The sequence below is a fragment of the Mycobacterium neglectum genome, assembly GCF_002591975.1.
Taxonomy (GTDB): Bacteria; Actinomycetota; Actinomycetes; order Mycobacteriales; family Mycobacteriaceae; genus Mycobacterium; species Mycobacterium neglectum.
Genome location: NZ_NVQE01000022.1, coordinates 49,013 through 63,371, shown reverse-complemented (window position 1 = coordinate 63,371; position 14,359 = coordinate 49,013). Strand labels below are relative to the sequence as shown.

The 14,359-nt window shown below is 65.0% G+C and carries 15 protein-coding genes; 8 read left to right on the top strand and 7 right to left on the bottom strand.

Annotated features, from left to right (window positions below; all coding sequences use genetic code 11):
* The first annotated feature begins 20 nt into the window (after positions 1 to 20).
* Positions 21 to 1,397, top strand: a complete 1,377-nt coding sequence (locus CSQ99_RS18010) for an acetamidase/formamidase family protein (RefSeq protein WP_099040371.1) — start codon at positions 21 to 23, stop codon at positions 1,395 to 1,397.
* A gap of 30 nt (positions 1,398 to 1,427) precedes the next feature.
* Here CSQ99_RS18010 and CSQ99_RS18005 read toward each other — a convergent pair whose 3' ends face one another.
* Both CSQ99_RS18005 and CSQ99_RS18000 read right to left on the bottom strand, forming a co-directional pair.
* On the bottom strand, positions 1,428 to 1,970 hold the full coding sequence (locus tag CSQ99_RS18005; RefSeq protein ID WP_099040370.1) for a phytanoyl-CoA dioxygenase family protein: 543 nt from the start codon (positions 1,968 to 1,970) through the stop codon (positions 1,428 to 1,430).
* Positions 1,954 to 2,619, bottom strand: a complete 666-nt coding sequence (locus tag CSQ99_RS18000; protein WP_099040369.1) for a hypothetical protein — start codon at positions 2,617 to 2,619, stop codon at positions 1,954 to 1,956. Before CSQ99_RS18000 ends, CSQ99_RS18005 begins: the two co-directional genes overlap by 17 nt.
* Before the next feature lie 119 nt (positions 2,620 to 2,738).
* Between CSQ99_RS18000 and CSQ99_RS17995 the strand changes: the two genes are divergently transcribed.
* Complete coding sequence (locus CSQ99_RS17995) at positions 2,739 to 3,764, top strand: fused (3R)-hydroxyacyl-ACP dehydratase subunits HadA/HadB (protein ID WP_099040368.1); 1,026 nt, start codon at positions 2,739 to 2,741, stop codon at positions 3,762 to 3,764.
* Between the two features lie 147 nt (positions 3,765 to 3,911).
* Here the strand turns inward: CSQ99_RS17995 and CSQ99_RS17990 are convergent, their stop codons facing one another.
* Positions 3,912 to 4,811, bottom strand: coding sequence for a LysR substrate-binding domain-containing protein (locus CSQ99_RS17990; protein WP_099040367.1), 900 nt, complete (start codon positions 4,809 to 4,811; stop codon positions 3,912 to 3,914).
* A 76-nt stretch (positions 4,812 to 4,887) separates the two neighbouring features.
* Here CSQ99_RS17990 and CSQ99_RS17985 point away from each other — a divergent pair, with 76 nt between their 5' ends.
* The 3 genes from CSQ99_RS17985 (at position 4,888) to CSQ99_RS17975 (ending at position 8,403) form a co-directional block, all read left to right on the top strand.
* Positions 4,888 to 6,456: a GMC family oxidoreductase gene (locus CSQ99_RS17985; RefSeq protein ID WP_099040366.1), complete on the top strand. Its 1,569-nt coding sequence runs from the start codon at positions 4,888 to 4,890 to the stop codon at positions 6,454 to 6,456.
* A complete protein-coding gene (locus tag CSQ99_RS17980) occupies positions 6,453 to 7,463 on the top strand; it encodes an alpha/beta fold hydrolase (RefSeq protein WP_245908976.1) in 1,011 nt (336 codons plus the stop codon). Before CSQ99_RS17985 ends, CSQ99_RS17980 begins: the two co-directional genes overlap by 4 nt.
* A 115-nt stretch (positions 7,464 to 7,578) precedes the next feature.
* Positions 7,579 to 8,403: an alpha/beta hydrolase gene (locus tag CSQ99_RS17975; protein ID WP_245908979.1), complete on the top strand. Its 825-nt coding sequence runs from the start codon at positions 7,579 to 7,581 to the stop codon at positions 8,401 to 8,403.
* A gap of 17 nt (positions 8,404 to 8,420) precedes the next feature.
* On the opposite strand, the gene CSQ99_RS17970 is transcribed toward CSQ99_RS17975, so the two are convergent.
* A complete protein-coding gene (locus CSQ99_RS17970) occupies positions 8,421 to 8,999 on the bottom strand; it encodes a TetR/AcrR family transcriptional regulator (RefSeq protein WP_099040363.1) in 579 nt (192 codons plus the stop codon).
* An 87-nt stretch (positions 9,000 to 9,086) separates the two neighbouring features.
* Between CSQ99_RS17970 and CSQ99_RS17965 the strand changes: the two genes are divergently transcribed.
* From CSQ99_RS17965 to CSQ99_RS17955, 3 genes are read left to right on the top strand one after another with little or no spacing between them, the layout of a single operon-like run.
* Entirely contained in the window at positions 9,087 to 9,965 is an 879-nt protein-coding gene (locus CSQ99_RS17965) for an SDR family NAD(P)-dependent oxidoreductase (protein WP_099040362.1), read from the top strand.
* A gap of 13 nt (positions 9,966 to 9,978) precedes the next feature.
* Positions 9,979 to 11,001 carry an aldo/keto reductase gene (locus tag CSQ99_RS17960; RefSeq protein ID WP_099040361.1) on the top strand — a complete coding sequence of 341 codons (1,023 nt, stop codon included), beginning with the start codon at positions 9,979 to 9,981 and terminating at the stop codon, positions 10,999 to 11,001.
* 20 nt (positions 11,002 to 11,021) lie between these two features.
* Positions 11,022 to 11,354, top strand: a complete 333-nt coding sequence (locus CSQ99_RS17955) for an NIPSNAP domain-containing protein (protein WP_099040360.1) — start codon at positions 11,022 to 11,024, stop codon at positions 11,352 to 11,354.
* Positions 11,355 to 11,357: 3 nt separating this feature from the next.
* Here the strand turns inward: CSQ99_RS17955 and CSQ99_RS17950 are convergent, their stop codons facing one another.
* The 3 genes from CSQ99_RS17950 to CSQ99_RS17940 form a co-directional block, all read right to left on the bottom strand.
* Entirely contained in the window at positions 11,358 to 11,639 is a 282-nt protein-coding gene (locus tag CSQ99_RS17950; protein ID WP_141562693.1) for a hypothetical protein, read from the bottom strand.
* Positions 11,640 to 11,767: 128 nt separating this feature from the next.
* Positions 11,768 to 12,904: a cellulase family glycosylhydrolase gene (locus CSQ99_RS17945; protein ID WP_176561078.1), complete on the bottom strand. Its 1,137-nt coding sequence runs from the start codon at positions 12,902 to 12,904 to the stop codon at positions 11,768 to 11,770.
* A 79-nt stretch (positions 12,905 to 12,983) separates the two neighbouring features.
* A complete protein-coding gene (locus tag CSQ99_RS17940) occupies positions 12,984 to 14,348 on the bottom strand; it encodes a cation:proton antiporter (protein WP_099040357.1) in 1,365 nt (454 codons plus the stop codon).
* Between the last annotated feature and the right edge of the window lie 11 nt (positions 14,349 to 14,359).

Here is a 14,359-nt window from a genome sequence, read left to right as displayed (position 1 = left end):
TCAAGGAGCACGGGCGAGAGATGAGTAAGACCCGCAGGATCGCGGCGACGGTGACGATGTGCGCGCTGCTTTCCGCATGCGCGGCCAGCCCCGACGGCGCCGCAACGAATCCTGACAGCCCCTACCCCGACTACACCGCCACCTACCTTCAAGGTCCGCCGGATCAAGCCAATATGGAGGCCGCGCCGCTGTCGAAGGACGGGCACCGGTTCTGGATGCTCCCGGCGACTCCGCAGACGACACAGTGGGGTGTCTTCGACAACAACATCCCGCCTGTGCTCCGGATCGACCCCGGCGACACCGTCGCGATCCAGACAGCGCCCGCGGGTGGCGGGCAGGTCGCTCCCGGAATCACCGAGGGCCAGATCGAGAAGATCAACGGCGCGGTTCAGAACCGCGGACCGCACACGGTCACCGGACCGATCTATGTCAACGGGGCCGAACCCGGCGACGTCCTGGCGATCCACATAAACCGGATCCGGATCGCCAACTACGCGACGAACAACACCGCCGAGGACAAGGGCCTCTTCCCCGGAGCGTTCCCCGAACAGGCGACGAGCTACTACCTGGACACGGACAAGATGCAGATGCGCTTCTCCCCCAACGTCCTGTTGCCGCTCGAACCGTTCCCCGGCACCCTCGGCGTCGGACGTTCCGACACCACCAGCGCCTATTGCACCGACGGCAAGTGCAGTACCGAGCAGCCGGGTACGTACGGCGGCAACATGGACCTACGCGAAATGCAGGCGGGCACCACCACATACCTGCCCGTGCAGGTGGAGGGCGGGCTGATCTGGACCGGCGACTCGCACGCCAAGCAGGGAAACGGCGAGATCGACCTCGACGCACTCGAGACGTGGTATCCGGAGCTGAACATCACCGTGGACCTCATCAAGGACCGGCCGCAGGACTGGCCGACCGTCGAGACGCCGACGAGCTGGGTTGCGGTGGGCTACGACGAGAACCTCGACAGGGCGCTCGATATCAACAAGTCCGAGACGGTGAAGCTCATCATGGACAAGCACGGCCTCTCAGAGGCCGACGCGACGAGCGCCATGTACCGGACCTGGAGTTGTCGTATCTCCGAGGTGGTGAACGAGGTCCTCGGCACCCACTGCGTGGTCCCCAAGAATCCCGACCTCCCGCCCGCACCCAATCTCCCAACCGGCGACACCGCCACCGAGTGGGTGTCCACCGGGACGGCGCCGCATGTGCTCGACGCCATGAAGACCGCTGCCTGGGCAGCGCTTGACGAGATGGCCACCAACCTCGACATGACCCGTAACGACGCCTACCACCTCGCCTCCATGGTTCTCGACTGCCGGATCGACAGGTGGATCGACGGCGACAAGACGGTGGCGTGCATGGTGCCCAAAAACATCAAGGTTCCGGAGTAGCTCGACAGGAACCGCCGAAACCAGGCGCCATCACTGGCTGGTGTTCAGCGGCGCCGCGTCAGCCATCCTTCGCAGCTCCTTGCGGGCGGCGTCCTCGCCGCCGAGTGTGGGCAGGCTGAAGCTGGTGTACATCACTCGCCGTTCCCGTGTCACGGGCGGCGCAGCCATGTGCAGAGTGCACGAGCAGTGCACGGTGACATCGCCCGTCTCGGTCGCGAGGTCGATGACGGGCAGGTCGAGGCTCGGCTGGAGGCTGGGTGCCGGCCACACGAGGGCCCGGTGCGAACCGGCGACAACGCGGAGCTGACCCGACATGGCGTCGGCGCCGGTCACCGAGATCCCCACCGTGAGCCCGCAGCAGTCGTAGCTGTGCCGTCCAAGAGAGCAGTCCTTGTGCCAGGGGATGTCCGAGATGCCTTGAACGACGCCGATCGGCTTGAAGAGGGCCTCGAGTCGATTCCCGTCCCATCCGCTCGCGATGTGTCCGTCCCCCGTCACCGCGGCGATCCGGGTGAGACGTTCGTCGGCGACGAGCTCCGCGGCGACCTGCGATTCCTTATCGAATCGCTGCATCCGCACCAACGCGCGCGATCCGTCCTTGAGGCTGGCCCACCACGAGCGTCCGTCGCCATCGGAGTAGCGGTGCGGCGACGTCCATTTCAGTCGAAATGGCGGCCATTTCGTCTTCGCGGTACAGGCCTTTGATGTGTAGGAAGCCGGCTTGCTCAAGGAACCAGGCCATTTCATCGGCCGGATCGTCGGGAGCGAACGAGCGGCTGAGGTCGAGCTGCCCGCCGTTGCGATCCTTGAATTCGACGGCGCCGGTCCGATGGGGTGTCGTGCCGTCGAGTGCGGCTCGCAGGATGAGCCACCAGTTCAGGATGTCAGACAGGTGACCGCCCATATCCAGAGTCCCGGTGGTCAACCATCCCATCGGCGTGACTTTGTCGGCGATGAGCGACGCGAGCTGCTCGGCGTCGACCCGTAGAACTGTGCCGGCGGTCGAAACCGCCGAGACGGCGACCCGAACGTCGTCGACGCGCAGCGACCAGGAACGGTTGCCGACAGTGATGGTCAGAGGTCGTGGCGCAAGCTCCCGCAGCGACGGCCGCAGCCGATCATGCGCTTGTGCGAACAGGTTCGGCAGCGTGACCTCGAAGAATTCGGCGGGCTCAGTAGCTGCGAGCTCGCCGTCGACCCTGATTCGTCTATCGACAGTCATGCGTGCAATCAGCGTAGGCCGGTCGCTCGGAGCAATCCCGGGATTGCTGGATGCCGGCGTCCACACGTTAATGTCCTTTGGTCGGCACAGGACAAGCCGACGGAAGAGTTGGGCAATCGATGACTGCAACAGCAGAAACGGCAACGGTCGAAGCGCGGGTCGGCCACTACTACCAGATGGACGGCACCTATCTGGTCGGCCGCGAGAAGGTACGCGAATACGCCCGCGCGGTGCAGGACTATCACCCCGCTCACTGGGACGTCGACGCCGCCGCTGAATTGGGTTATTCGGACGTCATCGCGCCCGTGACGTTCACGTCGACCCCTGGCATGGCCTGCAATCGCCGCATGTTCGAGCAGATCGTCGTCGGTTACGACACCTACCTGCAGACCGAGGAAGTCTTCGAGCAGCACCGCCCGATCGTCGCCGGCGACGAACTGCTCGTCGACGTCGAACTGGCATCGGTGCGCAGGACCGGCGGCAGAGATTTCATCACCGTCACCAACACCTTCACCGACACGGCCGGGGAGCGGGTGCACACCCTGCACACCACTGTTGTCGGACTGACCTCTGAGGACATCGATGAAGGGGTCAAGGTCGCGGTTCAGAAGGCGATGATGCACGACGTCAACATCCTCGACGTCGGTCAATCCGCCTACGAGAAGGCGTTGCGGCCCGAGGGCGAGGTACGGATCGCCGAGGGCGGCATGACCCGCACACCGGGGACGCCCTCTTTCGACGACGTGAACGTCGGCGACCAGCTGCCGGTGCACCACACCCGGCTGTCGCGCGGCGACCTGGTGAACTATGCCGGCGTGGCCGGTGACGCAAACCCGATTCACTGGGACGAGACCCTCGCCAAGCTGGCCGGGCTCCCCGATGTGATCGCCCACGGAATGCTCACCATGGGATTGGGCGCCGGGTTCCACTCCGAATGGTCGGGCGATCCCGGTGCGGTCACCCGCTACACGGTGCGGCTGTCCGCCCCCGCGATCGTGTCGGTCGCCGAGGGCGCAGATATCGAGTTCAGCGGCCGGATCAAATCGCTGGATCCGCAGACCCGCAGCGGTGTCGTGATCGTCGCCGCGAAGTCCGGTGGCCAGAAGATCTTCGGCATGGCGACCATGAACGTCCGCTTCCGCTGACTACTCGACCCAAAGGAAGCTCAAGCAGGCTCTGACTTCGTCGCTGAGGCTTCGCCGACCGGGGTGCTGCGACCACCGTTGCCCCGCCAGGCCGACGGATGGCCCAGCGCTCACTTCGTTCGGCATCCGGCGGCGATCGGTGTCCATTCACCGCCCGCGGGCGTCAGTTGCTGCGTCGAGCAGAGCGTCTGCCAGGCGTGCCGAAGCCGGCGTCAACCGATCGACCGGAGGGGAGGCCAAATACACCTGCCACAGCACCCGGTCTACGAGTTCGACGGACCGTAGACCGCTGAAGCGACTCGCCTCCGACGCCGGCATGAATGCAGTACCCAGACCGTTGGCTACGAAGTCGGCAATGGCTGGGAACCCGGCGGGCACCTCGTACTGGGTTCGAGGTGCGACACCGGCGGCATGAAAGGCGCCTTCCATCAGTCGGCGCAGTCCGAACTCCGGCGGAAATCCGACCAGGTCCTCACCGGCAACATCGCCGGGATGGAGTGCGCCCCGGACAGCCAGTGGATGGTCGTCACGACACACGAAGACCATGGGCTCCTCGAACAACAGCCGCATATCCAGTTGAGCCGGAAACCGGTCGGGCACCGAGACCAGCGCGAGATCCAGCGAACCCTCCACGAGGGCGGGAAGGTATGCCGACGCGCCTGCCTGGCTCAGACGCAATCGGAGCCGGACGAAGGGATGCTCGCGGTGAAACTCACCGAGGGCGCGTGGGACATCCAAGGGTCCGAACGAGATCAGCGATCCGAATTCGACTGTGCCGGACAGTGATCCGCGAAATTCCCCGACAGACTCAGCGGCCGCGCGGCCGACGCGCAGTACCTCATAAGCGTGGGTGCGGAACCGCTCACCCGCCGCCGTGAGTCGGATCTGCTGACGGGATCGGTCGAACAGTGAGACGCCCAGTTCGCGCTCCAACTTGGCGACGGACGTCGACAACGCCGATTGCACTACGTGGGCGCGCTCGGCGGCGCGAGTGAAACTCATTTCGCCGGCAACAGCGACGAAGTGCTCGAGCTGGCGGAACTCCACTCGGCCATTGTATCTGCTTTGTAGATGACTTTGATCAAAACTAATCGTTGGACTCGATGGACCCGGACGGAGTCAGATGGGTGCCATGCCATTCATCACTTCGCCCCGTCAGACCTACGACTTCATCGTGTGCGGCGCGGGCACATCCGGGTCGGTCGTCGCCCGCCGACTGGCCGAGAACCCCGCCGTGTCGGTACTGCTTATCGAAGCCGGCGGCACCGATCAGGTGCCAAGCGTCACCGCCGCCGACCAATGGCCATTGAACCTCGGAAGCGAGCGGGACTGGGGCTTCGCGGCCGTCCCGGATGCCCACGTGAACGGTCGCGCCGTGCCGATGTCGATGGGCAAAGTCCTTGGCGGCGGGTCGGGCATCAACCTGATGGTGTGGGCGCGCGGTCACAAAGCCGATTGGGACTACTTCGCCTTCGAATCCGGCGATACGGGTTGGGGTTACGAATCCGTCCTCGACATCTACCGTCGGATCGAAGACTTCCACGGCGACCCGGACCCCGGCTACCGCGGCACTGGCGGTCCGGTCTACGTCACCCCCGCCCCAGATCCAAATCCGCTGGCACCCGCGACCGTCGAGGCCGCTCGGACCGTCGGGATCCCTACGTTCGAGAACCAGAATGGGCGGATGATGGAACACGCCGCGGGTGCAGCGATCACCGATATCCGGGCGCGTGCCGGCCGCCGGCAGTCCATATTCGGCTCGTATGTGGCGCCGGTCTTGGAGCAGCCCAACCTCAGCGTCATCACCTCGGCGCTCGTCACCCGGGTAAGCATCGACGGTGCCCGGGCAACCGGCGTGGAAATGTTGTACGACGGGCGGCGACACCACATCAACGCGAGCGCTGAAGTGATCCTGTCGCTGGGGGCGATTCACACGCCGAAGGTTTTGCTGCACTCCGGAATTGGCGATTCGGCTGAACTGCGCCGCGTCGGCATCCCGCTTCGCGTGCACCTGCCAGGGGTAGGACGTAATCTTCAAGACCATCCCGGCTTCGACTGCGTATGGGAGTACCGCGACCCTCAGACCCCACGCAACAACGCGTCCGAGGCCACCTACTTCGCGCCCAGCGCAGCCGGCATGGAGGCTCCCGACCTGCAGACGTGCCAGGCCGAAGTGCCCAAATCGAGTGCAGAGAACATCGCGCGCTACGGACTGCCCGAATTCGGATGGACCCTGTTCGCCGGCGTGGTCCGTCCCAAGAGTCGCGGCCACCTCGCGTTGCGGTCGGCTAATCCACTCGACCCCATCGACATCCACGCCAACATGCTCGCCCATCCCGACGATGTCAGAGCCGCCGTCGCGGCAGTGCAACTTTGCCGGGAGATCGGCAACTCCGCTCCCCTGCGCCCCTTCACCAAACGCGAGGTCATGCCGGGCAACCTGTGCGGCGCAGAACTGGAGAGATTCGTGCGCGACGCCGCCTCGAGTTACTGGCACCAGACGTGCACCGCAAAGATGGGCCGCGACGCCATGTCAGTCGTCGACGCCCAACTCGCCGTCTACGGCGTCAAGGGCCTGCGGGTTGCCGACGGGTCCATCATGCCCAGGGTCACCACCGGCAACACCATGGCACCATGCGTCGTCATCGGCGAACGAGCCGCCGACATCATCGGGACGGAGCACGAGCTGTGAACGGTTTCAGTAGACGGGATTTCGCTCGGCTGACCGCGGTCACTGCCGGCGGGCTCACCCTCGCGGCCTGTTCGTCCCCTGGTGACGATCCCGCGCCCCCTGCCACACCGAAGCACACGCTGGGACCCGTCAAACAGATCGACGCCGGTGACCTCAATGTCGGATACGCCGAGGCGGGGCCGCCCGACGGTCAGCCCGTCGTGTTGCTGCACGGCTGGCCGTACGACATCCACAGCTATGCCGACGTCACCGCGATCCTCGCCGAGCAGGGCTTCCGAGTGGTCGTGCCCTACCTGCGTGGGTTCGGGACGACCCGGTTCCGGTCAAAAGACACAGTCCGAAACGGTCAGCAGGCCGCGCTGGCCCGGGACGCGATCACATTCATGGACGCGCTGGGAATCCCCGCTGCCATTCTCGGCGGCTACGACTGGGGCGGACGCACCGCCAACGCTGTTGCAGCGCTGTGGCCGCAACGCTGCACGGGACTCGTCGCAGTCAGCGGCTACATCCTCGTCAGCCTCGACGCCAACCTCGAACCGCTCCCGCCGCAGGCCGAACACGGCTGGTGGTACCAATACTATTTCGCCACCCCACGGGGCGAGCTCGGATACCGGCGCAACGCCAAGGACTTCAATCGGCTCATCTGGACCAACGCCTCCCCGCTCTGGAGCTTCGATGACGCGACCTACGACCTGAGCGCAGCGTCCTTCGACAACCCCGACCACACCGACATCGTCATTCACAACTATCGGTGGCGGCTCAGCCTCGCACCCGGCGAACCACGCTACGACGCCGACGAACGACGTCTCGCGGACAAGCCACCGATCACGGTCCCCACGATCACGATCGGCAGCGACTTCGACGGCAAAGCCAAGGACGGGAACGCGTTTCGCGCGCTGTACACCGGGCCATACCAACATCGCGTGCTCGACGGAATCGGGCACAACGTGCCGCAGGAGGCTCCGGAACGGTTCGCTGCCGCCGTCGTCGACGTCGGGCGGATGTAAAGCAACCAAACTTCACGAAGGAGAACCGACCATGTCGATCCTGTCCCTTCCCGTTGTCGCCGACAGCATCGCCCGAGTGTTCGCCGCGACGGTGAACCCCGCCCCGAAGGACGCTGTGCGCTTCGCCGACGTTCCCGGCCACACCGCCGCGGTCACCATCCCCACCCGACACGGCGCCGCCCCGGCGACCGTTTACTACCCACCGTCGCATGTGGATTCCCCGCCGGTGTACGTCAACGTTCATGGTGGCGGGTTTGTCGTGGGCCACCCCGAACAAGACGACCCGTGGTGCCGTTATCTGGCCGCCAACGCAGGCGTCGTGGTAGTGAACCCCGACTACGTGCTGGCACCGCGTCATCGCTTTCCCGCTGCCCCCCAACAGATCTACGACATACTCTGCTGGGCCGCCGAAGAGGAGCGGGACTGGGACGGCTCGCGCCTTTGCGTTGGCGGTCAGAGCGCGGGCGGCAACCTGAGCGCCGCGGCCGCGCGACTGGCCCTGGAGGGCCGTGCACCCGTCATCGCATTGCAGGTGTTGCACTACGCGCCGCTCGACCTGGTCACCGCGACACGCGACAAGACGTCGATCATCGGCGCGCAAGCGGTGATGAAACCGTGGATGGGCGAAGTGTTCGACGCCGCCTACATCCCCGACCGGACGCAACGCCAGCATCGGCTCGCGTCACCGGCCTGGGGCGCGAACGCCGACGGCATCGTTGGCATCGCGCCTGCCGTGGTGGTGACCGCAGAGCATGACCGATTGCGCGACGAAGCCCACAGCTATGCCCAAAAGCTCCATCGCGCAGGATCATTGGTCGAATACTACGAGGTGGCCGACGTGGATCACGGATACAACATCATGAGCGGGGACGTCGCGGTCACCGAGCGTGTGTACTCGCGGATCGCCGGCCACGTCGCGCGCGCCACCGGGTCGTTGTGACGACTCCTGCGGTGCCGTCAGCTCAACGGGGTGTCGATTATGGCGTCGAACACCGCCTCCAACAGCTCGGCGAGCTGGTCGGTGTTGCGCCCGTTGAGTGCGCGAGCGCCCACCACCCGTCGCATGACGAGGACTCCGCTGATCACCGACAGCACGACGTCGCTGCGGAGCCGTCTACCCGGCTCGGGGAGCTGTTTGGCCAGCCGCCTCCCCACATGACGCTCGATCGCCTCGCGGACGATCTCAACCGCGCGCGGATTGGCCGCTGACCGCAACATGATCAGAAACGGTGCCAGGTCGTCGGCGTCGGGAGCAGAGCGTGCGACCAGTGCGGCGGCAGCGTCACGTGCGACGGCCTGCGGGTTTTCGGCGATGAATACCGGCGGTGCGAATGCGGTCTCCACGGCCTCGGCGAACAACCGCTCCTTGGAGCCGAAGTACCGGTTCACCAGCATGGCGGTGACACCCGCGTCGCCGGCGATCTCACGTACGCCGACGCCGTCGTATCCGGCGCGCGCGAAGTTCCGGATGGCTGAATTCAGAATTGCCTCCCGGGTGACGGCGGCGTTGCGCGGCCGCGGCGGATTTGCGGGCATGCCTTCACATTAGGGAATAGTTCTCAGCAAGTCTACGTCTGTATATCTATGGAGTCTACGGGTGTAGATAATGAGTTAGGAGCTGCCATGACCGTTCAATCGCTTGTATTTCTCATCTCCGGCGCCTCCCGGGGCCTCGGACGCGCCGTCGCCGTGGCGGCCCTGGACGCCGGTCACCGAGTGGTGGCCGGCGCTCGATCGACCTCAGCGCTCGACGACCTCGCGGCGGAGCATCCCGGCCGCCTCGCCGTCGTTGAACTCGACGTCACCGATGACAATCACGTCCAGGCCGCGATCGCGACCGCCATCGACCGATTCGGCCGCCTCGACGTGCTCGTCAACAACGCCGGCTACGCCAACATGGCGCCGATCGAGGACGTCGACTTCGCAGACTTCCAAACCCAGATCGACACCAATTTCCTCGGAGTGGTGCGCCTGACCCGGGCGGCACTGCCCATCATGCGCACCCAGCGATCCGGCCACATCGTTCAAGTGTCCTCAGTCGGTGGACGGCTGACTCGGCCCGGCCTGGCCGCCTACCAGTCGGCCAAGTGGGCCGTCACCGGATTCTCCGGCGTGCTCGCTCAAGAAGTCGCACCGCTGGGCATCAAGACCACCGTGTTGGAACCTGGCGGCATGCGCACCGACTGGGCGGGTTCTTCCATGCGAATAGATTCCGTCCGCGACGAGTACACGCCCACCGTGGGAGCTGCCGCCGCGATGAGCAATTCGGAGCAGCTGGGCGCCAGTGACCCTGCGAAGGTTGCCGCGCTGCTGCTCAGGATCGTCGACATGGCTGAGCCGCCCGCTCGACTACTGGTCGGTCCGGACGCCTATCGCTACGCCACTGCCGCAGGGCGAGATCTGCTCGCCGAAGACGAGAAGTGGGAAGCGCTCAGCGTTTCCACCGCCGCCGATGACGCCACCAACGCGCAACTGGATCCACTCGGATCCGTCAACCGCTAGAGGGAGAAGACCAATGCTAACGAGAGTCACCCTGGGCCACTCCGATCTGTCGGTCCACCCAATCGGGTTGGGCTGCATGGGGATGTCGCAGTTCTATGGCGTCGCCGACGACGACGCGTCGACGGCGACTATTCGCACCGCGCTGGACCTCGGCGTCGATTTCCTTGATACCTCTGATGTCTACGGCGCTTCCGACATCACCTGGGGTGTGCCGATTCGCGGGTTCGGCCACAACGAGGAACTGATCGGCCGCGCGATTGCGGGACGGCGCGACGACGTCGTACTGGCCACGAAGTTCGCGGCGAAAATCAACAGTGAGCGCACCGGGATCGCGATCGACGGACATCCCGAATACGTCCGCGCGGCGTGCGAGGCAAGTCTGAGGCGCCTGCGAACGGACGTCATCGATGTGTACTACTACCATCGCCTCGACCCGACCGTGCCCATCGAAGATACCGTCGGCGCGATGAGCCAACTGGTCAACGAGGGTAAGGTCCGCGCTGTCGGACTCAGCGAAGTGGGCCCGGACCAGATTCGCCGCGCGCACGCCGTGCACCCGATCACGGCGCTGCAATCCGAATACTCACTGTGGGAACGGGGAGTCGAGGATGGTGTCGCAGCGACCTGTCGCGAACTCGGGATCACCTTGGTTCCCTACAGTCCGCTGGGAAGGTCCGCGCTGACGGGTCGCCTCAAAGCCGACGAAGAGTTCGGCCGGGGTGATTTTCGCGCCACCAACCCCAGGTTCTCTTCGGCCAACCTTGCCGCGAACCTCCGCCCGGTCGGCGAGCTCGCAGCGATGGCGGAGGCGAAGGGCTGCCGCCCAGGACAACTCGCGTTGGCGTGGCTTCTCGCCCAGCCGCTGGACATTGCGCCGATTCCCGGCACCAAGCGCGCTGAGTTCGTTCGGGAGAACATCGCCGCCACCGGCGTCGCGATCAGTGCCGACGAAGTCGCCTACCTTTCTGAGGTGTTCTCTCCAGACCGCATCACCGGCGAGCGGTATGCCCCGGTACATGCCCGCACAATCAGTTGAACGCGGCACCACAGCACAAGATGAGGAAAACCGCGGTCATGGAGCTGCACACCTATACATTGGCCAGCGACGACGCACTTCGCCGATACACGACGCACTTCTGGCCACGCCATATTCAGAGCCTGCGCAAGCACGGGATCACCGTCCACGGCGTCTGGATCGACGGCGGTGCGGATACCCGCCGGGTGATCGCCCTCGTAAGTTATCCACCGGGTAGTGACCCGGCACGGATCGTCGAGATCTATCGCAGCAGTTGTGATTTCGCCGAGGACCACGCAGACTTCGACGGCGACCTCATCACCTCGGCGCAGACCGCACGGATTGAGCCGATTCCGAGTTCGCCACTTGAGTAGGCGCTAGATCGCGCCGGGTGTGCCGGGCGGACTAATCGAGCCGTCGATGTTCGGCACCATCGACGGCTCCTGGGCTGCTTCCAGGCCCGCCTCGGTACTCGCCGATGGACCCCATTCGCTGCTCGCCGACTGATCCCATGCGCCTCCGGCGCATAGTGGATGGCGCCAGCCGAAGGCGTCGCATCCCGGATCGGCCTGGGCCCTAGGGGCTGGTGCCGCGATCGCGCCCAACGCGGCCGCCGCGACAGTTGCCGCGACCGCCATTGTCCTGATCATCCATGTCATCTGTCGCTCCTCCACGCGGGACCCAACGTGATTGTGGCGCTTTTGAGGCGATCGGATGGCGAAACGGCACTTAATGTCACGAGATATATTCGGGCGCACGAGTTTTCGTCGCTTGCGTCAATATAGGGCTAGGCGGGTCGACTCACTCCAGCGAGCTTCTGGATGACCCGTATCTCGTTGTCGTCGTGGGCCCGTCCATCGGGGTGGATGAGGTCGCTGAACCACGTCTCCGGGAGTTCGGTGTAGGGCTGGTTCCAGGAGTCCCACGGCAGATAGGTCTGCGTCCGGCCGGCGACGAACCCCCAGTTGTACGCGCCGACGTTGCGTCTCTTGGCGATCGGAAGGATGCCTTCCACGGTGCTGCCGAGGTTTCGGGCCAGATACTCGGTGCAGATGATCGGTCGCCCCAAAGGTGTGAGTTCGTCGATGCGGGCGTCGAACTCGGCGGGTTCGGCGTAGCTGTGGAAGCTGATGATGTCGGAGTGCTCGAGCTGCAGACTGGCGATCGTGCTGCGGCTTCCAGGGTCCTTCCAGTGACCCTGCCACACACCACTGGTCAATGGTTGAACCGGATTGACGGCGCGCACCCACTGAAAGACGTGGGGAAGGAAGGCCGCGACGAGCTCCTCCTTGCCCTCGAGTTCGACCTTGCGGTAGTCCTTCGCCGGGTTGTCCGGCTCGTTCCACACGTCCCACCCGAGCACGCGAGGATCGTTGGCGAACATACCCACCACTCCGGTGACATAGCTCTGCAGGACGCGGGTGTAGGCCGGGTCCTGCAGGCGGTGCGCGCCCGGGCTCTGTACCCAGCCCGAGTTGTGCACTCCTTTGATCGGCGGGCGTTGGCGACCCGCCTTCGGCAACGGATCCCAGCACGAGTCGAATAGGACGAAGAGCGGCTTGATGCCGTGGCTCGCTGCGATGGTGACGAACTGAGAAAGCCGGCTGCTGAATCCCGCCCGGTCGGCCGCCCACAACTGATCGTGCAGGAACACCCGCATGGTGTTCATTCCGATTCGCTTGGCCACGCTGAGCTCACCGGCGATGCGGTGCGCATCATAGGTGCCCGCCTGGAACATCTCGATCTGGTTCACGGCGTTCGACGTGACGTAGTTCGCGCCCAGCAGCCAGCCCTGCTTCGCGTACCAGGCATTGGCGCGGTCGGCCGACCATCGAGTCGCCGCGCCGGAGGCGAGCGGGATCTTGGTCAGTGCCGCGGCTGCTGCCAGGTACAACGGCAGCTTGAGAGCGGTTCGCCGGCGCACTCTGTGACCATAAATGGTGGGGCGCTAATTGACGGCACCGGCTGCTCATGCTGCAACACAACAGGTTTCGAATCGTTATCTACCGCGGAATTTGAGGAGCAGAATAGCGGATCGCCTCGTCGTGAGGTTCTTCCCCTGCGGGGCCGAACTTCGCGCCCGATCTCGCCAGGCGACGTTCGATCAGCCGCTGGAGCGGTGTGGCCACGAACGTCGTGATGATCGTCATGAGCGCCAGGATCGTGTAGAGCTTCCCCGAGATGAGTCCCGCTTCGAATCCGATGTTGAGCAGGATGAGTTCCATCAGTCCGCGCGCGTTGGCGAGTGCCCCCATCGAACCGGCCTCGTACCAACTCATACCCTGCCAGCGCGCAGCCAGTCCGATCGCACCGAACTTCGCGGCGAAGGACGCGACGAGCACGACACCCGCCATCAGCAGAGTGGATGGGTCCAGGATCAGTGTGAGCTGAGTGTTCAGCCCTGAGTAGATGAAGAACGCGGGCAACAGCAGGTACGCGACCAGCGGTTCGAACCGATCGCGAATCGCATCCAGCAGCGCGCCGCGCGGCATGACGGCGCCGGCCACGAAAGCACCGAAGACGGAATAGATTCCGACCACATCGGTGAACCAACTCGCGGTCAGCAGGACGAGGAGAACAACGGTGAGATGGGAGATCGGTAACCCGCCGGTGCGTTCAACGTCGGCACGGGGCGGCGTCCATGTCTCCAGTCTCGCGAGCAGCGGGCGGCCGACGTAGACCATGAACAGCAGATAGGCCAGCCCGCCTCCGACGGCCAGCAGCGCGCCGAACAGACTCCCCTTGGCCGTCGCCACCACCGTCGCAAGGAGGACCCAGGCGCATGCGTCGTCGACGGCGGCGCAAGACAACGCCATCGTCCCCAACCGCGTATTGAGCAGACCTGAGTCGCAGATGATCCACGCCAGCATCGGAAACGCCGTAATGGCCACGGCGGCTGCGACGAACAGACCGCCCTGCCAGGGCACGACCTCGTCCGTGAAGTATCCGCCGATACTCACCATCCACCATCCGATGACACCGCCGAAGACCAGCGGGACGCCGATGCCTGCGGCCGAGGTGATACCCGCCTGCCGGACGTGCGCACCGAGGATGTCCAGCTTGAACGACGCTCCCACCAGGAACATGTAGAGCACGAGCCCGAGTTGGCCGACGACGTAGATGACCGTGAGGTTCGGATGGGTGAACGTTTCGGCGCCGATGCTCAGCGTCGTGGGGAACAACCATTGCTGCGCAGCGGGCCAGATCGCCCCCAATACCGAAGGGCCGAGAAGGAATCCGGCCACCATGATGGCGACCACTTGCACCTGGGCGAGTCGGCGGAACAACGGCCAGAGCAGGCGGTAGGTCAGGAGGATGACGGCAATCTGCAGGAAGAAGTGTGAGGTGATCGTGAGCAGGGGTGGCATGGAGGGTTCCT